The 24,211-nt window shown below is 74.6% G+C and carries 22 protein-coding genes; 16 read left to right on the forward strand and 6 right to left on the reverse strand.

What is annotated here, in order from left to right; all coding sequences use genetic code 11:
• Window positions 1-9 precede the first annotated feature (9 nt).
• Both ACWD6P_RS21540 and ACWD6P_RS21545 read left to right on the forward strand, forming a co-directional pair.
• Entirely contained in the window at window positions 10-2,904 is a 2,895-nt protein-coding gene (locus tag ACWD6P_RS21540) for an NHLP bacteriocin export ABC transporter permease/ATPase subunit (protein WP_451445765.1), read from the forward strand.
• An 81-nt stretch (window positions 2,905-2,985) separates the two neighbouring features.
• Entirely contained in the window at window positions 2,986-3,444 is a 459-nt protein-coding gene (locus ACWD6P_RS21545; RefSeq protein WP_451445743.1) for a cyclic nucleotide-binding domain-containing protein, read from the forward strand.
• 30 nt (window positions 3,445-3,474) lie between these two features.
• On the opposite strand, the gene ACWD6P_RS21550 is transcribed toward ACWD6P_RS21545, so the two are convergent.
• Both ACWD6P_RS21550 and ACWD6P_RS21555 read right to left on the reverse strand, forming a co-directional pair.
• The gene (locus tag ACWD6P_RS21550; RefSeq protein WP_451445744.1) at window positions 3,475-4,428 is read right to left on the reverse strand and encodes an L-tyrosine/L-tryptophan isonitrile synthase family protein; all 954 of its coding nucleotides are present in this window, start codon (window positions 4,426-4,428) and stop codon (window positions 3,475-3,477) included.
• Window positions 4,422-4,559, reverse strand: a complete 138-nt coding sequence (locus ACWD6P_RS21555) for a hypothetical protein (RefSeq protein ID WP_451445745.1) — start codon at window positions 4,557-4,559, stop codon at window positions 4,422-4,424. Before ACWD6P_RS21555 ends, ACWD6P_RS21550 begins: the two co-directional genes overlap by 7 nt.
• A gap of 267 nt (window positions 4,560-4,826) precedes the next feature.
• Between ACWD6P_RS21555 and ACWD6P_RS21560 the strand changes: the two genes are divergently transcribed.
• The 3 genes from ACWD6P_RS21560 to ACWD6P_RS21570 all read left to right on the forward strand — a co-directional run bounded on the left by ACWD6P_RS21560 (window position 4,827) and on the right by ACWD6P_RS21570 (window position 7,953).
• Complete coding sequence (locus ACWD6P_RS21560; protein ID WP_451445746.1) at window positions 4,827-5,108, forward strand: hypothetical protein; 282 nt, start codon at window positions 4,827-4,829, stop codon at window positions 5,106-5,108.
• 104 nt (window positions 5,109-5,212) lie between these two features.
• Window positions 5,213-7,486 carry a heavy metal translocating P-type ATPase gene (locus tag ACWD6P_RS21565; protein ID WP_451445766.1) on the forward strand — a complete coding sequence of 758 codons (2,274 nt, stop codon included), beginning with the start codon at window positions 5,213-5,215 and terminating at the stop codon, window positions 7,484-7,486.
• Window positions 7,483-7,953: a copper chaperone PCu(A)C gene (locus ACWD6P_RS21570; RefSeq protein WP_451445747.1), complete on the forward strand. Its 471-nt coding sequence runs from the start codon at window positions 7,483-7,485 to the stop codon at window positions 7,951-7,953. Before ACWD6P_RS21565 ends, ACWD6P_RS21570 begins: the two co-directional genes overlap by 4 nt.
• Window positions 7,954-8,045: 92 nt before the next feature.
• Here ACWD6P_RS21570 and ACWD6P_RS21575 read toward each other — a convergent pair whose 3' ends face one another.
• Window positions 8,046-8,639: a sigma-70 family RNA polymerase sigma factor gene (locus ACWD6P_RS21575; RefSeq protein ID WP_451445748.1), complete on the reverse strand. Its 594-nt coding sequence runs from the start codon at window positions 8,637-8,639 to the stop codon at window positions 8,046-8,048.
• Window positions 8,640-8,688: 49 nt separating this feature from the next.
• On the opposite strand from ACWD6P_RS21575, the gene ACWD6P_RS21580 reads away from it, so the two are divergent.
• Window positions 8,689-8,979, forward strand: a complete 291-nt coding sequence (locus ACWD6P_RS21580; protein WP_451445749.1) for a zf-HC2 domain-containing protein — start codon at window positions 8,689-8,691, stop codon at window positions 8,977-8,979.
• 223 nt (window positions 8,980-9,202) lie between these two features.
• Here the strand turns inward: ACWD6P_RS21580 and ACWD6P_RS21585 are convergent, their stop codons facing one another.
• Entirely contained in the window at window positions 9,203-9,982 is a 780-nt protein-coding gene (locus ACWD6P_RS21585) for a PE-PGRS family protein (protein WP_451445750.1), read from the reverse strand.
• A 298-nt stretch (window positions 9,983-10,280) separates the two neighbouring features.
• The gene (locus ACWD6P_RS21590; protein ID WP_451445751.1) at window positions 10,281-11,642 is read right to left on the reverse strand and encodes a hypothetical protein; all 1,362 of its coding nucleotides are present in this window, start codon (window positions 11,640-11,642) and stop codon (window positions 10,281-10,283) included.
• Between the two features lie 402 nt (window positions 11,643-12,044).
• Here ACWD6P_RS21590 and ACWD6P_RS21595 point away from each other — a divergent pair, with 402 nt between their 5' ends.
• The 9 genes from ACWD6P_RS21595 to gdhA all read left to right on the forward strand — a co-directional run bounded on the left by ACWD6P_RS21595 (window position 12,045) and on the right by gdhA (window position 22,414).
• On the forward strand, window positions 12,045-13,409 hold the full coding sequence (locus ACWD6P_RS21595; protein ID WP_451445752.1) for a tetratricopeptide repeat protein: 1,365 nt from the start codon (window positions 12,045-12,047) through the stop codon (window positions 13,407-13,409).
• A 126-nt stretch (window positions 13,410-13,535) separates the two neighbouring features.
• A complete protein-coding gene (locus ACWD6P_RS21600; protein WP_451445753.1) occupies window positions 13,536-14,612 on the forward strand; it encodes an ACP S-malonyltransferase in 1,077 nt (358 codons plus the stop codon).
• Window positions 14,584-16,449, forward strand: coding sequence for an acyl-CoA dehydrogenase family protein (locus ACWD6P_RS21605; protein ID WP_451445754.1), 1,866 nt, complete (start codon window positions 14,584-14,586; stop codon window positions 16,447-16,449). Before ACWD6P_RS21600 ends, ACWD6P_RS21605 begins: the two co-directional genes overlap by 29 nt.
• Complete coding sequence (locus ACWD6P_RS21610) at window positions 16,446-17,540, forward strand: 3-oxoacyl-ACP synthase III family protein (protein ID WP_451445755.1); 1,095 nt, start codon at window positions 16,446-16,448, stop codon at window positions 17,538-17,540. Before ACWD6P_RS21605 ends, ACWD6P_RS21610 begins: the two co-directional genes overlap by 4 nt.
• Window positions 17,540-18,379 (forward strand): SDR family NAD(P)-dependent oxidoreductase, encoded by an 840-nt coding sequence (locus ACWD6P_RS21615; protein WP_451445756.1) that lies wholly within the window; start codon window positions 17,540-17,542, stop codon window positions 18,377-18,379. Before ACWD6P_RS21610 ends, ACWD6P_RS21615 begins: the two co-directional genes overlap by 1 nt.
• Window positions 18,380-18,417: 38 nt before the next feature.
• The gene (locus ACWD6P_RS21620; protein ID WP_451445757.1) at window positions 18,418-19,521 is read left to right on the forward strand and encodes a beta-ketoacyl-ACP synthase III; all 1,104 of its coding nucleotides are present in this window, start codon (window positions 18,418-18,420) and stop codon (window positions 19,519-19,521) included.
• The gene (locus ACWD6P_RS21625; RefSeq protein WP_451445758.1) at window positions 19,494-19,763 is read left to right on the forward strand and encodes an acyl carrier protein; all 270 of its coding nucleotides are present in this window, start codon (window positions 19,494-19,496) and stop codon (window positions 19,761-19,763) included. Before ACWD6P_RS21620 ends, ACWD6P_RS21625 begins: the two co-directional genes overlap by 28 nt.
• Entirely contained in the window at window positions 19,760-21,031 is a 1,272-nt protein-coding gene (locus tag ACWD6P_RS21630) for a beta-ketoacyl-[acyl-carrier-protein] synthase family protein (RefSeq protein ID WP_451445759.1), read from the forward strand. Before ACWD6P_RS21625 ends, ACWD6P_RS21630 begins: the two co-directional genes overlap by 4 nt.
• Complete coding sequence (gene gdhA, locus ACWD6P_RS21635) at window positions 21,032-22,414, forward strand: NADP-specific glutamate dehydrogenase (protein ID WP_451445760.1); 1,383 nt, start codon at window positions 21,032-21,034, stop codon at window positions 22,412-22,414.
• A 56-nt stretch (window positions 22,415-22,470) separates the two neighbouring features.
• Here gdhA and ACWD6P_RS21640 read toward each other — a convergent pair whose 3' ends face one another.
• Complete coding sequence (locus ACWD6P_RS21640) at window positions 22,471-23,382, reverse strand: alpha/beta fold hydrolase (protein WP_451445761.1); 912 nt, start codon at window positions 23,380-23,382, stop codon at window positions 22,471-22,473.
• 133 nt (window positions 23,383-23,515) lie between these two features.
• Between ACWD6P_RS21640 and ACWD6P_RS21645 the strand changes: the two genes are divergently transcribed.
• Window positions 23,516-24,208, forward strand: coding sequence for a TetR/AcrR family transcriptional regulator (locus ACWD6P_RS21645; protein ID WP_451445762.1), 693 nt, complete (start codon window positions 23,516-23,518; stop codon window positions 24,206-24,208).
• Window positions 24,209-24,211: the final 3 nt, after the last annotated feature.

The raw sequence follows: 24,211 nt of genomic DNA on the forward strand, positions 1-24,211 counted from the left end.
GTGTCAGCCATGCCGCCGTCCGCGGTCGCGGGAACCGGCGAGACCGACGCGGTGACGCAGGCGCTGGGCGGCCTCGGCGCGCCCGTCGACTGCACCGGCCTGCGCAGCGTCCCCCTCGAAGGGCCGCATGTGCTGTGGCTGGTGACCGGCGGCTCGCTGGACCTGTTCGCCGTCGACGCCGCCGCCCAGGGCCACTGGCACTTCCTCGGCCGGCTGGAGGGCGGCACCCTGCTGCTGGGCCCGGTTGAGGGCCCCCAGCACACCCTGCTCGGCCGCCCCTCGCAGGACTGCCGGCTGCGCCGGATCCCGCTGCGCGAGCTGCCGCGGTACGAGACCGGCCCGTACGGGGAGTACGGCGGGTCCGCGGCGTACGGGGAGTACCCGGACACCGGGGCGTTCCCGCAGTACGGCACGCAGGGCGGCTACGGGCACGAGGCGCCCTCCCCGCTGGAGCACGCCTTCGCGCTGGGCACCGCCCGCAGTTCGGGCGTCCTCTTCGAGGCACCGCTCGACGGCCGGCCGGGCGACGACGCGGTGGCCGACGACGACGTCCTGTGGATGCCGGTGCCGCCCGGCAGCGTCCAGTACGGCGCCTCCTACAGCGCGGAGGCGGCCGGCGACCTGCTGGTGGACCCCGCGCTGTGGCAGCAGATGGTCAACCAGCAGTACCGGCTGCTGTCCGCCGTCGACCGCTGGATCGAGCAGCTGGAGCGCGCCCACGAGGACCGCACCGCGGCCGGCATCAAGGCCGGAGAGGCCGTCCGCGAGCGGGCCGACCAGGCGCTGCTGGCCTCCATCGGCCGTCAGGAGCGCGGGCGGGGGAGCGACGGACCCGGCCGGGCCGGCGACGACGCCACCTTCGAGGTCTGCCGGAAGGTCGCCGAGGCGGCCGGCATCACGCTGACCGAGCCCCCGAAGGGCGGCGCGGTCAGCGACCGCATCTCCCCGGTCGAGCGGATCGCGGTCGCCTCGCGGATCCGCACCCGAGCGGTCCGGCTCGCCGGGAGCTGGTGGCGGACCAACGCCGGCCCCCTGGTGGGACACCGCGCCAAGTCCGGCGCCCCGGTGGCGCTGCTGTGGCGCCGTGGCCGCTACGAGGCCGTCAACCCGGCCTCCGGACTGCGGCTGCGCATCGGCTCGGACAACGCCGAGGAGTTCGAGCCGCGCGCCGTCATGTTCTACCGCCCGCTGCCGGAGCGGCCCCTGAACATGTGGCGGCTGATGCGCTTCTGCCTGCGCGGCACCCGGATGGACGTCCGCAACCTGGCCCTCAGCGGACTGGTGACGGTCGTCCTCGGCGCGCTCGTGCCCATCGCGACCGGCAAGGTGCTCGGGGAGTACGTACCCGCCGCCGAGCGGAGCCTGATCGTCCAGGTCGCCCTCGCCGTCATGGTCACCGGCATCGTCTCCGCCGCCTTCATGCTGCTGCAGAACCTCACCGTGCTGCGGATGGAGGGCCGGATCGAGAGCGTGCTGCAGCCGGCCGTGTGGGACCGGCTGCTGCGGCTGCCGACGAAGTTCTTCACCGAGCGCTCCACCGGCGAACTGGCCGGCGCCGCGATGGGCATCAGCACCATCCGGCGGGTGCTGTCCGGCGTCGGGCCGGTGGCGGTGCAGTCCACGACGGTCGGCGCGATGAACCTGGTCCTGCTGCTGGTCTACAGCGTGCCGCTGGCGCTCGCCGCGATCGGCATGCTGATCGTCATCGGGGCCGTGTTCCTCTTCATGGGCCTGTGGGAGCTCCGCTGGCAGCGCCGGCTGGTCAAACTCACCCACAAGCTCAACAACCAGGCCTTCCAGACCCTGCGCGGGCTGCCCAAGCTGCGGGTCGCGGCGGCCGAGAGCTTCGCGTACGCGGCCTGGGCCCGGGAGTTCGCCCGCTCCCGCGAGCTCCAGCAGAAGGCCGGCCGGATCAAGAACCTGACCACCGTCCTCAACGCGGTCTATCTGCCGCTCTGCTCGCTCACCCTGTTCATGCTGCTGGCCGGACCGGCCCGCGGCAGCATGTCGGCCGGCTCGTTCCTCACCTTCAACACCGCGGTGACCATGCTGCTGACCTCGGTCACCCAGATCACCGGCGCATTCGTCGCGGCCGCCGCCGCGCTGCCGATGTTCGAGCAGATCAAGCCGGTGCTGGACGAGGCACCGGAGGTACGCGGCGCCAGCGCCCAGCCCGGCACCCTCTCCGGCGGCATCGAGGCCAAGAAGCTCTCCTTCCGTTACACCGACGACGGACCGCTCGTCCTCGACGATGTCTCCCTCCAGGTCCGGCCCGGCGAGTTCGTCGCGGTGGTGGGGCCCAGCGGCTGCGGCAAATCGACCCTGCTGCGGCTCCTCATCGGCTTCGACAAGCCCTCCTCGGGCAGCGTCCTGTACGACGGGCAGGACCTCGCCGCCCTCGACCAGGCCGCGGTGCGCCGCCAGTGCGGGGTCGTCCTGCAGAACGCCCAGCCGCTCACCGGCTCCATCCTGGACTGCATCTGCGGCGCGGAGTCCTTCACCCAGGAGGAGGCCTGGGCCGCCGCCGAGATGGCGGGCCTGGCCGAGGACATCAAGCGGATGCCGATGGGCCTGCACACCATGATCTCCGGCGGTGCCGCGATCTCCGGCGGCCAGCGCCAGCGCCTGATGATCGCTCAGGCGCTGGTCCGCCGCCCCCGGATCCTCTTCTTCGACGAGGCCACCAGCGCCCTGGACAACGAGACCCAGCGCATCGTCATCGACAGCACCCGCAAGCTCAGCGCCAGCCGGCTGGTGATCGCCCACCGGCTGACCACGGTCATGGACGCCGACCGCGTGCTCGTCATGGACGAGGGGCGGATCGTCGAGCAGGGCGCCCCGGCCGAGCTGCTCGCCGACACCGGCGGCCGGCTGCACGACCTGGTGCGGCGTCAGCTGACCTGACGGCCCCGTCCGGCCGAGCCGCTCCCCGATTCCCCGCACAGCGCCGCATATCGTGCACTGCAGCGGAGTACGGAGGACGAGATGGCCACAGCGAAGGACCTGTTCGAGGCGCTGCCGCCGGACCAGCGCCGGCGGCTGACCGACATCGCCCGGGAGGTGTCGCTGCCCCGCGGCACCAGGATCTTCGAGGAGGGCCACCGGGCGGACCGGTTCTGGATCATCCGCAGCGGACAGGTCGCGCTCGACCAGCGCGTCCCCGGACGCCGGGCCGCGATCGTCGAGACCCTGGGCCGCGACGAACTGCTCGGCTGGTCCTGGCTCTTCCCGCCCTACCTGTGGCACCTGGGCGCACAGACCGTCGGCCCGGTGGAGGCGGTGGAGTTCGACGCCACGTTGGTCCGCGCCCTGTGCGAGTCCGATCCGGTCCTGGGCCGGGCGATGTACCGCTATGTCGCCGAAACGGTCGCCGACCGCCTGCACGGCACCCGTACCCGCCTGCTCGACCTGTACGGGCCCCAGGGCAGCGGCCCCGACCCCTGAACCCCCAAGGCCGCCGGAACACCCCGCGCCTCACCCCGCCGCGAAGTGGCTCGGCCGCCCCTCGCGCAGCACCAGCCGGCCCAGCCGCTCGGCCTTGGCCCGGTGCATCAACTCGCGTCGGCCGTCGGCGTGTTCGAGCACACACGAGTGCCACGGCGTCAGCCAGGCGTCGGGCGCTTCGAGCAGCCGGATCCCGAACTTGGCCGAGCCCCGCGGCTGCGGATGGATCGAGAGCCGGAACGCCTCCGGATGCTGCCCGGCGATCAGCTCGCCCCAGGCGCTGCTGCGCCGCATCACCCCGTACGCACGCCGGCGGCAGTCGCGCTGCAGCGCCGAACGGGTACCGGCGAAGCGGGCGGTGTCCTCGAAGAGGAACCGGGTGATGCCCTGATACAGCCGCCGGGCCGGCTCGTCGCTGCGCGTCAGCGCCCGCAGCTCCGCCAGGTCCGGGGCGTACCGCTGCTCGACCAGTGCGCGCTTGTCGTGGTGCGACAGTCCGCCGCCGTAGACCTCACGCAGGTCGAAGACCTCCAGGTGCCGCAGGCCCTCGGCGCGGATCAGGGCGCGCAGCGCGTCGCTGTAGGCGTCGATGTCCACGTCCGGCACGCCGATGAGGTCGCTGAAGACATGCCCGTCCGAGCAGATGACCACCCGCGCGCCGGGCGGGTACACGGCGGCGATCCGTGCGCACAGCGCGTCCAGGAACCGCAGCGCCAGCCGTTCGCCCTCGTCGGGGAGGCGGCCCAGCACCTTGGCGGGGTTGGGGGACTTGCAGGGGAAGCCCGGCAGCGTGAACCGGATCGGCTCGCCCGCCGCCACCGGCGCGGCCAGCTGCCGTAGCTGGGCGGGGAAGTCGTCGGGGGAGTCGTGGCCGGCGGAGTCCAGGGTGCGCCGGTACGGCAGGAGTGCGCGGAGCACCGCCGCGCAGACGGCCCGCTGGCCGGCGGACGGTCCGGTGCGCGGCTGAGCGGGGCTGGTCAGCACGCGGTGACCGCCCCGCGCGGCGCGTCGAGCGGCGCCTTGGCCCGGCGTCTGCCCGGCGGGCCGCTGCGGGCGTGCGGCTCATGTTCGTCCTCGGCTGCGTACGGCTCGACGGGATCGGGCAACGTGGACAAGGCGTCCTCCTCGACGGCGCTGGTCTGCGGCAACCGCGCCCGCACGGCACGGCGTTGGAGAGGTCGGTCGCCGGGTGCGCCGAGTTCCCGCCGTCCGCCGGGAAATCCGGCGGACGAGCGGATCCACAGGTGGGGCGGTGTGCCGTCAAACCCAGTTAGTCGGGCCGGGCAGCCGCCGGGTTCCGGCCGCGGAACAGGACAAACCTCACGTGCCGACCGGCCCCCGATCGTGTGCTCGACGCCGTCTGCGCCTGCCACGATGACGCGATGTCCACCTCTCCCGCCGACCGCGGTCGGCCCTCACCGCCCCAGGCCGTCAGGCGGCTGCTGCCCGCCCGGCCGGTCATCGGATTCGTCGTCCTGCTGGCGGCGCTCTTCGCGTTGTCGTACGGGGCCGGTGCCCTCGCCGGCCCGGTCGCCCCGGGGCTGCACCCGGCCGGTGGCTCCCCTTCGGGAGGCTCCGCGCCCGCCGACGACGGCGACATGGGCGGGATGCACGGCATGGGCGCCGGGGCACCCCGCCCGGTGACGGTGGGAGCGGCCCGATGACCGCGTCGGCCTCGGCCGCATCGTCGGCGGCCTCCTCGGCGCGGCCCCCGCACCAGCCGGCCGACGAAGCCCCGGACCACACCACCACCCTCACCATCGGCGGGATGACCTGCGCCGCCTGTGTGGGGCGGGTCGAGCGGAAACTCGGCCGGCTGGACGGCGTCGCGGCCTCGGTGAACCTGGCCACCGGGCGGGCGACGGTCAGCCACCCCGCGGCCGTGCCCGTCAGCACACTGATCAGCACCGTCGAGGCGGCCGGATTCACCGCGCAGCTCCCCGAGCCGGTCACCCCGGAGCCGTCCGGTGCCGCGCGGCCGCCGGCCACGGAGCGTCCGGACGACGAGGAGCAGCGCACCGCCCGCGCCGAGCGCCACCGGCTGCTGGTGACCGCACTGCTCTCGCTCCCCGTCCTGGCCCTGTCGATGGTGCCCGGCTGGCAGTTCCGCAACTGGCAGTGGCTGTGCTTCGCGCTCGCCGCACCCGTCGCCGTATGGGGCGCCGCGCCCTTCCACGCGCGGGCGCTGCGCGGTCTGCGGCACGGCGCCGCGACGATGGACACCCTGGTCTCCCTCGGCGTCGTCGCGTCCTTCGCCTGGTCCGGCTATGCGCTGTTCCTCGGCGGGGCCGGAACGCCCGGGATGACGATGCCGTTCAGCCTGCTGCCCACCGCGGGCGGCGGAAGCGCCCACCTCTATCTGGAAGCCGCCGTCGGCGTACCGCTGTTCGTGCTGGCCGGGCGCACGATGGAGGCCAGGGCCCGGCGCGGCACCGGCTCCGCGCTGCGGGCGCTGGCCGAACTCGCCGCCAAGGACGTCGCCGTACGGGCGCCCGGCGGCGCGGAGCGGATCATCCCGGTGGACCGGCTGCGGGCCGGCGACCGCTTCCTGGTGCGCCCCGGCGAGCGCGTCGCCACCGACGGCACCGTCGTCGAGGGCACCTCCGCCCTGGACCTGTCCCTGATCACCGGGGAGAGCCGCCCGGTCGAGGTCGGTCCGGGCTCGGCGGTCGTCGGCGGCGCGGTCAACTCCGGTGGTCTGCTGGAGGTACGGGCCGACGCGGTCGGCGCCGCCACCCAGCTCGCCCGGATCACCCGGCTCGTCGAGGACGCCCAGACCGGCAAGACCCGCATCCAGCGGCTCGCCGACGCGGTCGCGGCGGTCTTCGTCCCCGCCGTACTGACCGTGTCGGTCAGCGTCCTGGGCTTCTGGCTGGGCGCCGGCGCCGATCCCCAGGCCGCGGTCACCGCCGCGGTCGCCGTCCTCGTCGTCGCCTGCCCGTGCGCGCTGGGCCTGGCCACCCCGACCGCGCTGCTCGCCGCCACCGGACGCGGCGCCCAGCTCGGGATCCTGGTCCGCGGCCCGGAGGCGCTGGAGAGGCTGCGCCGGATCGACACCGTCGTCCTCGACAAGACCGGCACCCTCACCACCGGACGGACGAGCGTCACCGGCCTCACCGCGCGCACCGGCGGCCTCGAACCCGCCACCACACTGCGCCTGGCCGCCGCGGTCGAGCAGGGCTCCGAACATCCGCTGGCGCGTGCGGTCGTCGCCCACGCCCGGGAGCGGCACCCGCAGGACGGTCAGCCCCTGCCGCCCGTGGCCGGCTTCCGCGCCACCCCCGGGCACGGCGTACACGGCACCGTGGACGGGCACCGGGTGGAGCTCACCCGCCCCGGCGACCTCGCCGGTCTGCCGGCGCGGCTTCCGGACGCGGTGCGGGAGGCCGAGACCGCCGGCCACACCGCGGTGCTGGTCACCGTCGACGGCACCCCGGAGGCCGTCCTCGCCGTCGGCGACACCCTGCGTCCCGACTGCTACCGCGCCGTGGACCATCTGCGGCGGCTGGGGCTGCGCCCCGTCCTGGCCACCGGCGACCGCGCCGCCACCGCCCGTGCGGTGGCCGGCAAGCTCGCCATCACCGAGATCCACGCCGAGGCCCGCCCCGAGGACAAGGCCGCCCTCGTCACGGCCCTCAAGGAGCAGGGCGGCCGGGTCGCCGTCGTCGGCGACGGCGTCAACGACGCGGCGGCCCTGGCACTCGCCGACCTCGGCATCGCCGTGGGCACCGGCACCGACGCCGCGATCGGTGCCGCCGATGTCACCCTGGTCCGCGAGGACCTCCAGGCCATCGCCGACGCGGTGCGGCTGGCCCGCCGCACGCTGGGCACCATCCGCACCAACCTCGTCTGGGCCTTCGGCTACAACCTGCTGACCGTGCCGCTCGCCGCCGTCGGCCTGCTCAATCCGATGCTCGCCGCCGCCGCGATGTCGGTCAGCTCCCTGCTGGTCGTGGGCAACAGCCTGCGGCTGCGCGCCTGGCAGCCGGGCGGCGGGGCACGCCGGCCCGCCCGCACGGCGGCACGCGGGGAGGCGGCATGAACCGGCTGCCCGTCGCGGCCGTCGCCGTACCGCTGCTCACCTGCCTGGCGACTCTCGCCACCCTCACCGTCTGGACCACGACCGGCAACGCGGGGAGCCCCGCGCAGCTGAGCGTCGCCGAGGGCCGGGTGCTGGTCCCGGCCGGCTCCGAGGCGACCGCCGCGTTCTTCACCATCCGCAACACCGGCGGTGCGGACGACGTCCTGACGGGCGTCACCGGCCCCGCCGGGCACCGCGCGATGCTCAGCCGCACCGTCGACATCGGGCACAACGCCCGGAGCATGGCGATGGCCGGGTCCGCCACCGTCCCGGCCGGCGGCGAACTGCGGATGTCGCCGACCGGCCTGGACGTCATGGTGAGCCCGCCGCCGGCCCTCGCCCCCGGCGACCGGCTCACCTTCACCCTCCACTTCCGTGACAGCCCGCCGCGGACCGTACGGGCACGGGCGGTACGCCCCGGTGAGTGACGCCCCGTAAGAATCCGGGGAGATAAGGGCAGGGGCCCATGGACGAGCGGTATCGCGTCCATGGGCCCCTGCGCCGCACCGGGCGCGGCCGGTCAGGCCACGGCGCCCGCGAGCGCGCGCGGCCGGTCGGCGGGCTCGGTCCGCTCCGCCTCCGTCAGCAGCGCGACCAGCGTCTCCCGGGCGCGCGCCACCCGGGACCGTACGGTCCCCACGGGGCAGCCCATCACCTCGGCGGCCGCCGCGTACGGCTGCCCCAGCAACTGCGTGAGCACGAACGCCTCCCGACGCTCCGGCGCCAGCGCCACGAGCAGCTCGGACAGCGCGATGCCCTCGTCGAAGCCCGGCACCCCGCGCGGCTGCACCCGCTCCGCCGCCGACTGCCAGTCGTCGGTCGCGGCCAGCCGCGGCCGGACCGCATGGGAGCGGATCCGGTCCGCCACCGTCCGCCGGGCGATGGTCAGCAGCCAGGTACGCGCCGAGGACCGGCCCTCGAACCGCGGCAGACTGCGCAGCGCCCGTACATAGGTGTCCTGCACCAGGTCGTCGGTCGCCTGCGGATCCCCGCTCAGGTGCGTCACATAGCGCCGCACATCGAGCTGGGTGGCCCGTACGAACTGCTCGACGGCCCGTTCGTCACCGGAGCGGGCGGCCAGCGCCCAGCCCGTCACCGCCTCGTCATCCCGCACGGCGCGACCGCCCTTCGCCGCCCCTGCGCGCTTCGGGGAGGATGGACGCATGCACTGCTCGCGCATCCGTACGGCCCTCTCCGCCCGCCTCGACGGGGAGGAGCTGCCCCCCGGCATCACCACCGGCCGGCTCGACGGCCACCTCGCCGGCTGCCCCGCCTGCCGGCAGTGGGAGGCGCGGGCACGTGCCCTGACGGCGCACCTCGGCATCGCCGCGGCGCCCACCGAGGGCGATCCGGCGGCCGCCGACGCGCTGCTCGCCGCTCTGCGGTCGGCATCCGCAGGGCCGGTGTCCGCGCCCCCCGGCATCGCGGGTACGGACGGCGAACGGGCCGGTTGAGCGGGCCGCACGGGGGCGGCGGCCGCCCCCGCCGGCCGGGGTGCCGGCATCGGGCACCGGCAGCGGCGCCACCGGTATCCGGACAGGATTCATCATCTGGAGTCCTTCGTATGACCCGGTCGCCGCGCACGGCGGCGACCGGTGAATCGGAGCCGGGACCCCGGGCGCAGGCGCCGAGCGCGCACTGCCCGTCCGTCCACGGCTCGGGAATTCGACCGTGCTGTCAGCCGACAGCCGGTTCACACGGCGGACCCCGCAGCGACATCGCATGGGCCAGCAGCAGCTGGTGCACCGCGCGCCGCGGCTCCTGCCGGGCGGCGCGCACGACGGGCGGCGCCTCGGGCAGCAGGCCGCGAACAACGAGCACCAGCGGAGCGAACAGCCGGCACGACACGCTCCGTACGAGCCGGAACGCCGCCCGCTCGCCGCCCCACAGCCACCACGCACTGAGCAGGGCGACCAGCAGGTGGGCCGCCAGCATGCCGGTGGCGCTGCCGTGCATGCCCGCCATCTGGCCGGCCTGGTCCAGGTGCGAGAGGTGGCCGCCATGCCCCGCGCCGGACGTCCCCGGCATCCCGTGCATGCCCGCCATCGACTGGGTTCCCTGTACGGACACCAGCTGCCGCTGCATCAGCTGCGCCATCTGCGCGGCGTTGCCGTCGGGGAGCGGCATGCCCTGCGCGCCGCACAGCCAGCTGTCCGCCCACTGCCGCGCGAGCGACGACCGCGGGCCGCCGCCGGAGCCGGCCACCGCCTGGCCGAACGAGAAGGCGCTGTGCAGCGCCGCCTGTGTGCCGACGGTCAGCAACCCGACCAGCAGCGGGCCGCGTTCCCGGCCCGCGAAACACCAGGCACCGGCCGCGGTTCCCGCACCGGCCGAGAGCAGCATCCACGCGGGCACCGTGGCATCCGACATCACCACATGGCCCAGCGCAGCGAGCAGCACACACACCGCCGCGAACACCGCGGCGCGTAGCCCCCTGAGAACCTGCCCCGCATCCATGACAGGGCCATCGTCGCACCCCGTCCCCGACGCGGAACGCGAGGGGCCCCAAGATCCGTCCCGGAGCCGGCCGGCCCGGGCACCACCTCGTGCTTACGGGTGAAGCCGGTGGTGAGGCGGGTGCCCGGAGGTTAGAAGTCCGCGCTTCAACATACCTATAGAGCTGTGACAGACCCCTTTGACGTGGCGCTGCTGACGCTGGGCGCGGAAGGCGTGCCCGACCTCGACGGCGACGGCGCGGGGCCGGAGCTGACGACGGCGCACCCGTGTCCATCGGGGGGCGAGGGCCATGTCGGCGTCACCGGGGCATCGCCCGCAGACGCGCCCGGAAGGCTCTGACGCGCGGATGCCGTTGGTAGGGGGCGAGCCGCTGGAGCAGGCGGGGGAGCGTGCCGTGCACGGATCCGGTGGCGAGCTGCCGGTAGTGCCGCAGCGAGAGGAAGCAGTGCTCGACCGCCGCTTCCACCTCGTGCGTGGCCAGCAGGGCATGGGCGAGCCGGGCGTGCAGCAGCGTACGGGCCTTGTGGTGCTCGGCGGGCCGGCCGGCCAGGGAACACTCCAGCTCGGCCCGCGCGCCGCCGTGGTCCCCCAGCTGTCCGAGCACCTCGGCCCGCTGGTAGCGCAGCGCGGTCTCCGGATAGCTGGTGAAGGGGCCCTCCGGTCCCGTTGACCGGGCGAGGTGCCGCTCGGCCGCCATGAGGTCCGCGGCCGACAGCCGGCGCTGTCCGGCGCCGGCGCGTACGACGGCACGCCCCGCGTGGAGGAAGGCACGGGTGGCGTGCGGGACGGCGGAGCCCGCGACGGCGAGTGCCGCCTCGCCCAGCGCGACGGCCTGACGGTGGTCGTCCAGCCGGTGCGCCTGGACGCTCAGGCAGCGCAGGGTGATGGCGAAGGCGCCACGGTCCTCGGCCGTATGGGCGAGGCCGAGGGCGACGTTGTAGTAGTGCAGCGCGAGGGCGGTGTGGCCGACGTCGGACGTCATGGCCGCGAGCAGGAGCGTCAGATGGGCGGCGCCGGTGAGCAGCTCCTGCCGGACCGCCGGCTCGGCGGGTGCGGTGAGCAGCGGCACCACGTCGTCGGAGAGGTAGAGCGCCAGCGCCGGCCGCCCGTGGGCGCCGCCGTACTTCTCCCCCATCAGGGCGCTGTAGGAGGCCATCGTCTCCAGCCGTGCCGCGTCCGCCGAGGACGCCTGCCGCCCGTTGCCGGCGGGCGGCGGGAGGGGCGGCGGGGCCGCGTCCCAGCGGCTGAGCACGGGCGGCGGGGCGGAGATGACCGAGCGGGCCAGCGGCGCCCGGCGGCTGGGGTCGGCGTCCGCCCGGCACAGGGCGGCCAGCCGCCGCACCGGATCGGCACTGCGCAGCACGGCCGCCACCGAGTCGCCGGCCGCGTCCGGCTCGTCGAAGCCGGTGTCGGCGGGCGTCAGCCGCCGGCCGATCCGGCGGCTCAGCACCTGGCCGACCAGCTCGACGACCGGGGACCGGGGGCGCGATCCGCCCAGCCAGTGGGCCACCGAGGTCCGGTCGTAGCGCAGTTGCAGCCCGTGGGCCGTTCCCAGGACGTTGACGGCGCGGGCGAGATCCCCGGCGGACCAGTCCGCTTCGGCCAGCAGAGCGGCCAGCAGACGGTTCGGGCGCCTGCGCCTGGCTGATCCGTCTTTCATGATCTGCCCTCTCTCCGGAAAGGACGCACCGCGGCAAGTGCGGGGACTTTCAACACGTTCACGGTCCCGCCCCATGCCGGGCGTTCCCAGCCGACGGGATTCATGGTTCCGTTAAGGGGCGGACTTCGGCCATACCTCAGGGAGCGCAGGGCGGCTTTCCGGACACCGGGCGGCATATCGGCCGGTGAATTCTGCGCCGGTTGCGCCAAGGCGGTCCGCGCAGCGAACCCTCATGGACAACAGCAGCACCAGGCGCGGCACATGGCACCTCAAGAAACCGATCAGCAGCAGGATTCCCGCAGTTCCTCCGCACCGTTCGCCCCCGGCCCGTCCGCAGAATTGGCTCGTAATCAGCGGACCGGCAGCGGACGTTCGACCGCCTCTCCCGCCCGGGAGGGATGAGTGCCGCCGTCACGCGACCGCAACGAAAACCTACGGGCCCTGCTGGCGGAGGCCCGGTGGACCCAGGCCGCGCTCGCCCGCACGGTCAATGCTCTGGCCGCGGAAATCGACCTGGACCTGAACTACGACCGGACGGCCGTCGCCCATTGGCTGAGCGGAACGCAGCCGGCACCGCCGGTACCCGAACTGATAGCGGAAGCGCTCACCCGACGCCTCGGACGCTCCGTATCACCGAGTGCGGCGGGATTCGCCTGCGCGCCTTCCGTTCCGCCGGGCACCGGGTCGACCGATCAGGAATCCCCGGCCGAAACGGAACTCGCCGAACTGTGCGGAATGGAGAGCGACCCCGCGCGCCGCATGTCCGCACGGCTCCTGCCGTACCGGGAATCGGACCTCGCCGACGTAGGCGCCGGCCCGCGCTCGCGGGAGCCGCGGTCCGCGGTGCCGCGCGGCGCGGACGAGGACGAACTCGCCGTGGTCCGGCTCGCCGTGCGCTTCTACGCGGCCTCGTTCAACGCGCACGGCGGCCGGCGCGCCCGCTCGGCCCTGGCCACGTACCTCGCGGACGACATCGCCCCGCGGCTGCGGGAGACGACGGACGAGGACACGCACCGGGGCCTGCTGGTGGAGACCTCGCGGCTCACCTTCCTGCTCGCGCGGATGTACCAGGACGCCTCCGTCCACGGGCTCGCCCAGCGCCACTTCCACGCCGCCCTGCGACTCGCCGCCGAGGCCCGGGACGCCACCGCCTGGGCCGTCGTCCTACGCGGACTGAGTGCCCAGGGACTCGCCCTGGGCCACCGGCGGGCCGCGCTGCACGCCGCCGAGGCCGCCGCCGCCACCGCCCGGAAACCGGACGGCGGCACCCGGGCCTTCCTGCTGTCCCACCTCGCGGCCGCCCAGGCCGCCTGCGGACTGCGCCAGGACGCCCTCGCCTCCCTCGCCCGCGCCGAAAGCGCGGCGGAAACCGAAGGCGGAAGAGCCCACGCACCGGGCCCGTTCCACACCTATCCACCCGCCGCGCTGGAGTTCCAGAGCGCCGAGGTCCTGCGATATCTGGGCGATCTGCCGGCCGCGCACACGGCCCTGAACCGCTCCTTGGCGCACCGGCCCGGCGACGACCACCGCGGGCTGGCGCTGAGTTATGCGCAGCACGCCGAAATCCTCATCGCACTCGGCCATGTGGAGGAGGCCTGCGCCGCCTGGAGTTCCTTTCTTGATCAGTACGTCCATGTGCGGTCGGGTGCCGCGGATCTCGCGGTGAGCCGGCTGCGCCAACTGCTCGCCCCCTTTCGCGTGCTCCCCGCGGCGACCGCGGTTCTGCACCGCACCTCCGCCCTGAAATCCACCCTTTCGCAACTCTGAACGATCCGCCCGCCGACGCGCTTTCACGCCTTTCAACATCCTCGGTCAACACCCTCACTACCACGGCACCGAATCGGCTGTTCAATTGAGGAAGAGCGCCCACCGGAAGAATAAGGAGGGGCGGCAATGCAGAATGCCCCCGGAGTTTTCCAGGGAGAAACCGAAGCTTTACCGCGCCGGATCGTCCACCTCTTTCCGGGACAGGGCGACTTCGCCGTCAGCCCGCTCGTCCGGGCGGCCCGCGCGCATACCGCGGTGCGTACGGCGGTCACCGAGGTATTCGGCGAAGCGGAAGAGACGGGCCGTGAGTTCGGCATCGCGCCCCTGGCGCCGGCCCTGCTGAGCGACTCACCGCCCAGCGGCCGCGACCTGGCCGCCGCCACCGTCGGAACCCCGCAACTCGCCCTGTTCTGCTCCTCGGTGGCCGTGCACCGCGCGCTGTGCCGCATCGGCCTGCCGCCCGACCAGGTGCTCGGGGTGAGCTTCGGGGAGATCGCGGCCCTCACCGCGGCCGGCGTCTTCGAAATCGCCGAGGGCGCCCGCATCGCCTGCCTGCTGGCACGTCAACTGGCGTGCTGCGCGGGCGGGATGACGCTGATCGGCGCCCCCGAGTGCCGTACGCGAGCGCTGCTGCGCGAGTCCGGGTCCGTGGAGCTGGCCGTGGCCTGCGTCAACGACCCCGGCGAGACCGTCGTCAGCGGCCCCGTCCCGGCCCTGTCGGCCGTGGAGGAACTCGCCGGGCGGCAGGGGCTGTCCGCCTCCCGGCTGCGGCTGCCGTTCTCCTCCCACCACCCGGCGCTGACCGGGCCGGCCGACGCGTTCGCGGCCTCGATCCGTCCGCTCGCCGCGCGCCCCGCCCGGATCCCCGTGTTCTCCGCCGTCCACGGCGGCCCGTACGGGCCCGGCGACGATGTGCACCGCGGACTGGCGAACTGCCTGACCCACCCCGCAAGGGTGCCCAAGGTGCTGCACCGGCTGACCACCCGGCGCACCGCCCTGCTCCTGGAAGCGGGCACCGGCCACGCGCTGACCCGCAACGCACGCCACACACTGCCGCCGGCCGCGGCCGGCGCCCACGCACCCCTCGCCGATCCCCGATTCCCCTGGCCCCGCGCCGGAGCCCCGGCCACCTCCCCGGCCGGCGCTCCCCGCACCGCCACCTGGAGCCGTCCCGATGGCCACACGCCTGCCGCCGCGCGGTGAACTCGAAGACCTCATCAACGGGGCGTCCCCGGACCCGCTGCGCGGCCGGCTGCTCACCGCCCTGAAGGCCACCGGCGAACCCCCGGCCGCCGGCTCCGCGGACCGCGCCCACCACATCCACCGGCGGCTGCGCCGGCTCGCCGAAACCCTGCCGCCCCCCGCCGAACTGCTCCGCGATCCACAACGGCTCGCGCTGTTCAGCGAGTGCGTCGCGGTCGCCGACCCGCCGCTGTACATGGCCGCCCTCTCCCACTACGCGCTCTGCCTGGGGTCGGTCATCGCGCTGACCGACGACCCGGCCCGCCTCGGCAGCCAGTGGGACGCGCTGGCGAGCGCCCGCTCCAAGGGCGTCTTCATGGTCACGGAGATCGGGGACGCCAGCAGCCATCTGGGCATCCGCACCACCGCCGCGTTCGACCCGCACACCGGGGAGTTCGTGCTCAGCACGCCCGGCCCGGGAGCGGCCAAGTTCTCCAGCGTCGGCTCCTCACGGATGCCGCAGACGGCCGTGGTGTGCGCACGCCTGCTGACCGGCGGGGCGGACCGCGGGGTGTTCTCCTTCGTGGTGGACCTCACCGATGAGCACGGCCCGCTGCCGGGGGTGGAGATCTCCCGCGGCATCGAGCTGCCGTCCCTGCCACTGGACTACGCGCTGGTGCGCTTCCACGGCGTACGGCTGCGCCACGAGCAGTGGCTCGCCGACCGTGCGCGGATCGACCGGGCGGGCACGTTCCACGATCCGCTGGGCACCCCGCAGGCCCGGCTGCAGCGGACCCTGTGCGTGGGGCAGGTCCTGTGGGCGACGCTGCCGTCGGCGATGGCCGCCATGGCACGGGAGTGCGCGGTACGGGCGCTGCGGTTCTCGGCACGCCGCCCGGCCCACGGCCGACTGGCCCCCGGGGCGAGCGTGCTGGCCTTCCGCAACCAGCAGCATGCGCTGCTCGGCTGCCTGGCCGAGTCCTTCGCCCTCACCTGCGCCGGCCGCACGGCACGCGAGATCTGGACCAGGTCGCGCGCCACGGCCGCAGGCCGCACCGCGACCGCGGCCGGGACGGACGAGATGACCTTCGCCCCGTGGACCGCCGTCGACCGCCCGCTCGCGGTGCTCAAGGCGCACACGGTGCGCGGCACCGCACGCGTGGCCGCCGAGTGCCAGCACCGCAGCGGCGTCGCGGGCTTCCTGCACCCCAACCTGCTGGCCGGCTACCACGGTTTCGCCCACGCCTTCGACAGCGCCGGCGGCGACAGCCAGCTGATCGTGCTGGACGCCGGCCGGGCCCTCGCGGAGGAGGGCGGCCCCGCCCCGGGCGCAGGGGGTCCGGCGCCCGACGTCCCCGTCGACCACCCCGCGTGGTGGCCCGCGGTCACCAGGGCCCAGGAGGCCTGGCTGACAGCGGAGTTGCACCGGTCCCTGGAGCGGCGGACCCAGTCCGGGCTGTCGGGCCTGGAGCTGTGGAACCCGCTGCTGGACGCGGCCCGCGAACTCGGCGAGGCGTACGGGAGCCGGCTGGTCGCCGAGAGCCTGTCCGGGGCTCTCGCGGCGGTCGACGACCCCGGGCTGCTGGCCGCGCTGCGCCCCCTGGCGGCGCTGTACGGCGCGGTCGAGGCGCGTCGTCTCTCCGGCCGTCTGCTGGCCACCGGCGTGCTCGGCCCGTCCACGGTACGGGCGCTGCCCGCGGTGCTCGACGGGCTGTGCGACCGCCTGCTGCCGCACCTCCCCCTGCTGGAGGAGGCCCTGAGCGCGCCGCGCGGTGCGCCGCCCGCCCCGCTGGGCGCCGACGACTACGCCGCGGCCCTGACCGAGTCCCTCGACCGGCTACCCGAAAGGCTGTCATGAGCCAGACATCCCCGACGATGCCCCGTATCGGCGTGGTGGGCATGGGCACCTACCTGCCCCGCGCCACCCGGACCAACCAGGACGTCGCGGAGGCGGCAGGCGTCACCGCCGAGTGGATCGCCGAGCGCACCGGTGTGCACACCCGGCATGTGGCCGACCCGGCAGAGGCCGCCTCCGATCTGGCGGCGGCCGCGGTGCGGGCCGCCGTGGCCGCCGCGGGCATCGACATCGACCAGCTCGACGTGCTGGTCGCCGCCACCTCCACCCCCGACGAGTTGGGCCCCTCCACCGCCTGCCGGATCCAGGCCCTGACCGGTGCCCGGCACGCGGTGGCGCTGGACGTCAGCGCGGCCTGCGCCGGCTGGCTGTTCGCGACCAAGGTCGCGCACGACTGGCTGCGCGGCGGCTGCGGCGCACGCTACGCGGCGGTCGTCGGCGTCGAGGCGTACTCCAAGTTCATCGACCCCACCGACCGCGGTACCGCCGTGCTCTTCGCCGACGGGGCGGCCGCCGCCGTCCTGGGACCCGTCCCGGACGACGCCGGCTTCACCGACTTCCGCCTCGGCTCCGACGGCACCGGCGCCCACCACGTGCTCATCCCCGCCGGCGGCAGCCGCGCCCCCGCCAGCCCCGCCACGCTCGGCGCGCACCGGCACCACATCCACATGGACGGGCGAGCCGTCCGCGACTTCATCGCCCGGATCTTTCCGCAGCTCGTCGGCGAGAGCCTGATCCGCAACCGGCTCCGGCCGGAGGACATCGACGCGTACATCACCCACCAGCCCAACCCCGTGCTGCTGCGCGGCCTCGGCGAGCGCATCGGCATCCCGTCCGAGCGGCTGGTGATCGTCGGCGACGAGGTGGGCAACATCGGTGCCGCCAGCGCCCCTTACGCACTGGCCACCGCTGCCGCGCGCGGTCTGCTGCCGCGCGGCGGCCGGATCCTGCTCGCCGTCTTCGGAGCCGGTGTGACCTGGGGCAGCGCCCTGCTGACCTGGACCGGCGCCCCCGCCATCCGGATAGCGCCGGCCCGTACGGCGCACACCGCCCCGCCGCCCGTCCCCACCCCCGCTGCGCAAAGGAGCTCCTGATGACCTCACTCGCCGCATTCCGCCTGGACGGCGCCCGCGCCCTGGTGACCGGCGCCTCCCGCGGCATCGGCAAGGCCGTGGCCGTGGCACTCGCCCAGGCCGGCGCCGACCTGGCGCTGTCCGCCCGGACCCCGGCCGCGCTGAAGGAAACCGCCCAACTCGTCGCGGAGGAGGGGCGCACCGCCGTCCTCGCGCCGGGGGACCTCGCCGAGCCGGGGGCCGCGGACACCGTGGTGGACGACGCCGCGGCGCAGCTCGGCGGGCTCGACGTGGTCGTCCACAACGCGGGCATCCTCCCCTCCCGGCCCGACGGCGGCCCCGTCCTGGACCCCTTGCAGGACTCCGCCCAGGACGACTGGGACCAGGTGCTGTCGGTCAACCTCAACGCCACCGCGGCCCTGTGCCGGCGCGCGCACCGCCACCTGGCCGCCTCACCGCAGGCCGCCGTGGTGCTGATGTCCTCGCTCGCCGGCGTGGTCGGCACCCCGAGGATGGAGGCGTACGCGGCCTCCAAAGCGGCGCAGATCTCGCTGGCCCGCAGCCTCGCGGTCGGCTGGGCGCGCGACGGCATCCGGGTCAACGCGCTGTGTCCGGGCTGGACGCGTACGGACATGACGGCCTTCGCCTACTCCACGGGCCCGCTGTCCGACTGGCTGATCGCCCATGTCCCCCTGGGGCGTTGGGCCGAGCCGCACGAGGTGGCCTGCGCCGCGCTCTACCTCGCGTCCCCCGCCGCCTCCTACGTCACCGGCCAGGCGCTGGTGCTCGACGGCGGCGCTTCGGTGCCCGACGGCGGGCTCGCCGGAATCCCCAAACCGCCCTCCCCGTTCGCCGCCTGACCCGCGACCCCGACCCCCGAGAGGCGAGGAGTGCCGAGATGACAAGGGTGAGCCCCACCGCCGTGGTCCACGGCATCGGCGCCTGTCTGCCCCCACGCGTGCTGTCCAACGAGGACGTCAGGCGCCGTGGTGTGCTCGACACCACCGACGAGTGGATCCGCTCGCGCACCGGCATCCTCCGCCGCCGCGCGGCCGAGGACGGCACCAGCACCGGCGATCTCGCGGTGGCCGCGGGCCGGGCCGCACAGGCCTCCGCGCGCGCCCGCGCGGACCTGGTGCTGGTCGCGACCACCACCCCCGACCGACGCTGCCCGGCCACCGCACCCGAGGTCGCCCACCGGCTCGGCCTGGGCACCGTCCCCGCCTTCGACCTGGCGGCGGTCTGCTCCGGCTTCGTCTACGGCGTCACCGTCGCCACCGCGCTGGTGCGGACCGGGGCCTGCGCCCGGCCGCTGGTGATCGGCGCCGAGAAGTACTCCAGCATCATCGATCCGCTGGACCGGGACACCGCGGTGATCTTCGGGGACGGCGCGGGCGCGGTCCTGCTGCGCCCCGGGGACCGCGCCGAGCCGGGGGCGATCACCGCCGTCGACTGGGGCTCCGACGGAGCGGGCAGCGACCTGATCGCCATCACCGCCGGCGGCTGCCGCCAGCCCGACACCTCCCGTCATCTCTGCCGCGAGGACCGCTACTTCCGGATGAGCGGCCGTGAGGTGTACGGGCACGCCGTACGCCGGATGACCGCGTCCTCGCTGGCCGTGCTGGGGCAGGCCGGCTGGCAGCCCGACAGCGTCGGGGCGTTCATCGGCCACCAGGCCAACCAGCGGATCCTCGACGCGGTCGCCGAACGGGTGGGCATCGCACGGGGGCACCGCCACGGCAACATCCGCGAGGTCGGCAACACCGCCGCCGCCTCCATCCCGCTGGCCCTCGCCGACACCGCGCGGCGCGGGCTCGTCCGACCCGGTACCCGCACCCTGCTCACCGCGTTCGGCGGCGGGCTGACCTGGGGGTCGGTCGCGCTGCGCTGGCCCTCCGCCCTGCCCTGGGCGCACGATCCGGAACCTCGCCCTCTCAGCACCACCACCCGCCCCCCGCGCCGGAGGAAACAGCCATGGAAACTGCCTACGACCACCTCGTGACCGTACTGGCGGACAAGTTCGAGGTCGACGCCGACGAGATCCACCCCGAAGCCACACTGGCGGGCCTGGAGCTCGACTCGCTCGCCGTCGTCGAGCTCTACGTCACGCTCCAGGAACACTGGAACATCCCCCTGGAAGAGGACGACTCCGCCGCCGAACTGACGCTCACTCAGCTCGCCCGGGCCGTCGACGCGCAGCTCGCCGCGGCACGCGCGCCGTCCGGTGGGGGAGCCCCCCGGTGAGCGGCCCCGGCCGGCACGGGGACCTCGCCGTCACCGGCATCGGGCTGATCACCCCCGCCGGCACCGGCACCGCGCAGACCTGGGCAGGCGTCTGCGCGGGGCGGGGCACCGCGGCCGAGGACCCCGCGCTGGCCGGGCTTCCGGTCGGCATCTCCTGCCGGGTGCCCGGCTTCGATCCGCGTACGCAGGTGCCCGGTGCCCAGTCCTGGAAACACGACCGGTTCACCCAGTTCGCGCTGGTGGCCGCCCGGGAAGCCGTCGCCGACGCCGGGCTGGACCCGGCCGGGTGGGACGGCACCCGGGTCGCGGTCGTGCTCGGGTCGGCCGCCGGGGGAGTGCGGACCTACGAGGACCAGTTCCGCAGACTCCTCGACACCGGACCCCGGGCCGTCTCCCCGCTCACCCTCCCCGCCTTCCTGCCCAACATGGCCGCGGGGCAGCTGGCGATCGCGTTACGGGCCCACGGCGCGGTGCTGCACACCGCCACGGCCTGCGCGTCGGGCGCCACCGCCATCGCCCTCGCGGCGGCGCTGCTGCACTCCGGCGCCTGCGACATCGCCGTCGCCGGCGGCGCCGACGCCATGATCACGCCGATGTGCGCCGCCGCGTTCGCGCGCATGGGGGCGCTCTCCCGGCGCCGCGGCCGCCCGGCCGCCGCCTCCCGGCCCTTCGACGCCGCCCGCGACGGCTTCGTCCTGGCCGAGGGGGCCGGCGTACTCGTCATGGAGCGGGACACCGACGCCACCGCCCGGCGCGCGCCGGTCCACGCCTGGCTCGCCGGCTACGGCCAGTCCGCCGACGCCCACCATCCGGTGGCCCCCGACCCCGAGGCGCGCGGACTCCGCCGCGCCATGGAGCAGGCCCTGCGGACGGCCGGCGCGGCCCCGCGGGAGGTCGACCACCTCAATGCGCACGGGACCGGCACCCTCCTCAACGACCGCGCCGAAGCCGCCGCCGTGCACACCCTCTTCGGCGCCGGCGCCCCCTCGGTGACCTCCGCCAAGGGCGTCATCGGCCACACCATGGGGGCGGCCGGCGCCATCGAGGCCGCCCTGACCGCGCTGACCGCCGAGCACCAACTCGTCCCGCCCACCGCCAACTTCGACCGGGCCGAACCGGAGTCCCGCGCGCTGGACCTGGTGACCGGCGCGCCCCGGCGGCAGCGCATCCGCCTGGCGCTCAGCAGCTCCGCGGGCTTCGGCGGCCACAACGCCGTACTCGCCTTCCGGCCCGCACAGCCCGCAGGCCCTCGTCACAACGGAGGATGAATGCCCTCCCGCGCCCCCATCGCCACAGTCCCCGGAACCGCCCGGACTCCGTACCTCGGAAAGCTGTATGCCGAAGTCCGGCGACGCAATCCGGGGGAGCCGGAGTTCCACCAGGCGGTGCGCGAGGTCCTGGACTCGCTCGCGCCCGCACTGGCCGCGCACCCGGAGTTCGCCGAGCCGGGCCTGATCGAGCGGATCACCGAGCCCGAACGCCAGCTGATGTTCCGGGTCCCCTGGCAGGACGACTCCGGCGCCACCCTCGTGCACCGGGGGTTCCGGGTGGAGTTCAGCAGCACCCTGGGCCCCTACAAGGGCGGTCTGCGCTTCCACCCGTCCGTGAACCTCGGCATCGTCAAATTCCTCGGCTTCGAGCAGGTGTTCAAGAACGCGCTCACCGGACTGAGCCTCGGCGGCGCGAAGGGCGGCAGCGACTTCGACCCGCGGGGCCGCTCCGACCGCGAAGTGATGCGCTTCTGCCAGTCCTTCATGACCGAACTCCACCGCCACGTGGGCGAGCACACCGACATCCCGGCCGGCGACATCGGAGTGGGGACCCGGGAGATCGGATTCCTCTTCGGCCAGTACCGGCGCATCACCAACCGCTGGGAGCCGGGGGCGCTCACCGGGAAGGGCACAGAATGGGGCGGCTCCGCGCTGCGCACGCAGGCCACCGGGTACGGGAACGTGCTGTTCGCCGCCGAAATGCTGAAGGCCCGCGGCGAAGAACTGGACGGCCGGCGGGTCGTCGTCTCGGGCTCGGGCGATGTCGCCCGCCATGCGATCGCCAAGGCGCAGGAGCTGGGGGCCCATGTGGTCACCGCCTCCGACTCCGAAGGCTGTGTGGTGGACGAGAAGGGCATCGACCTGGAACTCCTGCACCGGATCAAGGAGCGCGAACGCGGCCGCATCAGCGCCTACGCGCCGCGCCGGGGCGCCTGTGCGGCGTACGTACCCGGCGGCCGGGTCTGGGACGTCCCCTGCGATGTCGCGCTCCCCTCGGCCACCCAGAACGAACTGGACGCCGACGCCGCGGCGACCTTGGTGCGCAACGGCGTCAAAGCGGTGTCCGAGGGCGCGAACATGCCCACCACCCCTGAGGCCGTCCGCATTCTGCAGAGCGCGGGGGTGTCCTTCGGGCCGGGCAAGGCCGCCAACGCCGGCGGCGTGGTCACCAGCGCGTTCGAGATGCAGCAGAACTCCCGGCGGGACACCTGGAGTTCCTCCCGCGTGGAGGAGAAGCTCGCCACCGCGATGCGTACGATCCACGACACCTGCCGCCGGACCGCGGAACTCCACGGCGCCCCCGGCGACTACGTCCTCGGTGCCAATGTCGCCGGGTTCCTGCGCCTGGCCGCCGGGATGCTCGCCCAGGGGGTCGTATGACCGCGCGGCCCCGCCCGCCCGGCCGGCGGGGCCGCCCCCGCAGCCGGACGGGGCCGTCAGCCGACGGAGTCCATGAAGGCCAGCATCCGGCTGTTGACCTGCTCCGCGTGGTCGAGCTGCGGACCGTGGCCGGTATCGGAGACGATCTCGGCGCGGGCACCGGGTATCAGCCGCGGTACGCGCTCCACCTGCCGCCGCGGGTGCACCAGGAGACTGCGCTTGCCGAGCACCAGGTAGAGCGGGGTGCGGATGGTGCGCAGTTCGTCCTCGGACAGGGGGAGCGGAGCCGGGCGGCGGATGCGGTAGGCGCGCACGCCCAGCCTGATCATCGTGCGCAGCTCCGGCACGGTGATCACCGGCTGTTCCAGCCAGGCCGCCAGCCGCGGGCGCAGCGCCTTGGGCGCGGAGGTCGCGAAGAGACTGGCGAAGATCCAGACGAAGAAGCGCAACCCCACCTTCTCCAGCCCGCCCGGGTCGAGCAGGGTGACCGACGCCAGGCGACCGGGCCGGCGATGCGCCTGGTTCAGGGCGAGCCATCCGCCATAGGAGGAGCCGACGAGGTGCACGCGGTCCAGGCCGAGCCCGGCCAGCGCCTCGTCCAGCCACTGTGCGGCACGCTCGGGCTGGTGGATGGCTTCGCGCTGCTCGCTGCGCCCGGGATCGCCCGGTGTGTCGAGGGCGTAGACGGGCCGTTCGGCGCTGAGCGCGGCGGTGTTCGGGTACCACATGGCGGAGCAGCTGCCCGCCCCGTGGACGAGGACGACGGGGGTCCGGAGCGCGGCGGCGGGGTCCGCGGGCTCGTAGCGGTAGACGTGCGTGGTGCCGAAGGCGGTCGCCACGTCCAACTCCTCGACGGCGGGCGCCCCCAGTGCGTAGAGCGCCTCGCAGGCCGCGAAGTAGCGGTCGCGCAGGGCGTCGCTCACATAGCGGCCGACATCGGTCCTGGTGCGGGTCGTGGTCTCGGGCACGGCGACTACCTCCTGGGCGTCCGTTCTTTATGGTACGACCGTATCATGATGTTGGTACGGCCGTACCATAAAGATGGTCGGCCGAACCCGGACCGGCCCCCCCGAAGAACCGACGCGAGCGGAGAAGCGGCCGATGCCGAAGCACGTGGACCACGAAGAGCGGCGTACCCAGATCGCCGAGGCGCTCGTCCGCGTCGCGGGGCGGCGCGGACTGCACGCCGTCGGGATGCGCGAGGTGGCGGCGGAGGCGGGCGTGTCGCTGCGGCTGGTGCAGTACTACTTCCAGACCAAGGAGAATCTGCTGCTCCACGGGCTGCGGCAGCTGACCGGGCGATTCGGCGAACGGGTCGCCGCCCGGGTGCGCTCCGCCGGGGACGACCCGGGCCCGCGCGTGGTGATCGAGACCATCCTGAAGGCGTCGCTGCCGACCGACGAGGAGAGCGCCGGCTTCCACCTCGTCCTGACGTCGTACGCCGTCCTGTCCGTCACCGACCGCGCGCTCGCCGACCAGCCCTTCCTCGACGCCCCCCACGCGGCCGAGGACGTGGTGACCGGCCAGCTGGAGCAGGCGCGGGAGGCGCGACTGACACCGCCCGGCCTGGACGCGCGGTGCGAGGCGATCGGCCTGCTCGCCATGGCCGCCGGACTCGGCACGAGCATCCTGGTCGGCCAGCGCACCCCGGAGTCCGCCGCCGCGGTCCTGGACCACCACCTGGACCGGATCTTCCCGGGCGGCGGGCGCGGCGGGCGCGGCGGGCGCGGCGGGCCATCGACACCGGCATCGAGACGTACGCCTGCTGGAAGAGGAGCGCCAGGAGGAGGTTGAGGC

It is taken from the genome of Streptomyces sp. NPDC002446 (assembly GCF_053595675.1).

Excerpts from the sequence above, each read along its gene's own strand:
- gdhA (WP_451445760.1), top strand. The coding sequence starts at position 21,032 with ATGCCCTCCCGCGCCCCCATCGCCACAGTCCCCGGAACCGCCCGGACT.
- ACWD6P_RS21580 (WP_451445749.1), top strand. The coding sequence starts at position 8,689 with ATGCACTGCTCGCGCATCCGTACGGCCCTCTCCGCCCGCCTCGACGGG.
- ACWD6P_RS21600 (WP_451445753.1), top strand. The coding sequence starts at position 13,536 with ATGCAGAATGCCCCCGGAGTTTTCCAGGGAGAAACCGAAGCTTTACCG.
- ACWD6P_RS21645 (WP_451445762.1), top strand. The coding sequence starts at position 23,516 with ATGCCGAAGCACGTGGACCACGAAGAGCGGCGTACCCAGATCGCCGAG.
- ACWD6P_RS21565 (WP_451445766.1), top strand. The coding sequence starts at position 5,213 with ATGACCTGCGCCGCCTGTGTGGGGCGGGTCGAGCGGAAACTCGGCCGG.
- ACWD6P_RS21620 (WP_451445757.1), top strand. The coding sequence starts at position 18,418 with ATGACAAGGGTGAGCCCCACCGCCGTGGTCCACGGCATCGGCGCCTGT.
- ACWD6P_RS21610 (WP_451445755.1), top strand. The coding sequence starts at position 16,446 with ATGAGCCAGACATCCCCGACGATGCCCCGTATCGGCGTGGTGGGCATG.
- ACWD6P_RS21590 (WP_451445751.1), bottom strand. The coding sequence starts at position 11,642 with ATGAAAGACGGATCAGCCAGGCGCAGGCGCCCGAACCGTCTGCTGGCC.
- ACWD6P_RS21540 (WP_451445765.1), top strand. The coding sequence starts at position 10 with ATGCCGCCGTCCGCGGTCGCGGGAACCGGCGAGACCGACGCGGTGACG.
- ACWD6P_RS21615 (WP_451445756.1), top strand. The coding sequence starts at position 17,540 with ATGACCTCACTCGCCGCATTCCGCCTGGACGGCGCCCGCGCCCTGGTG.
- ACWD6P_RS21605 (WP_451445754.1), top strand. The coding sequence starts at position 14,584 with ATGGCCACACGCCTGCCGCCGCGCGGTGAACTCGAAGACCTCATCAAC.
- ACWD6P_RS21560 (WP_451445746.1), top strand. The coding sequence starts at position 4,827 with ATGTCCACCTCTCCCGCCGACCGCGGTCGGCCCTCACCGCCCCAGGCC.
- ACWD6P_RS21585 (WP_451445750.1), bottom strand. The coding sequence starts at position 9,982 with ATGGATGCGGGGCAGGTTCTCAGGGGGCTACGCGCCGCGGTGTTCGCG.
- ACWD6P_RS21545 (WP_451445743.1), top strand. The coding sequence starts at position 2,986 with ATGGCCACAGCGAAGGACCTGTTCGAGGCGCTGCCGCCGGACCAGCGC.
- ACWD6P_RS21625 (WP_451445758.1), top strand. The coding sequence starts at position 19,494 with ATGGAAACTGCCTACGACCACCTCGTGACCGTACTGGCGGACAAGTTC.
- ACWD6P_RS21570 (WP_451445747.1), top strand. The coding sequence starts at position 7,483 with ATGAACCGGCTGCCCGTCGCGGCCGTCGCCGTACCGCTGCTCACCTGC.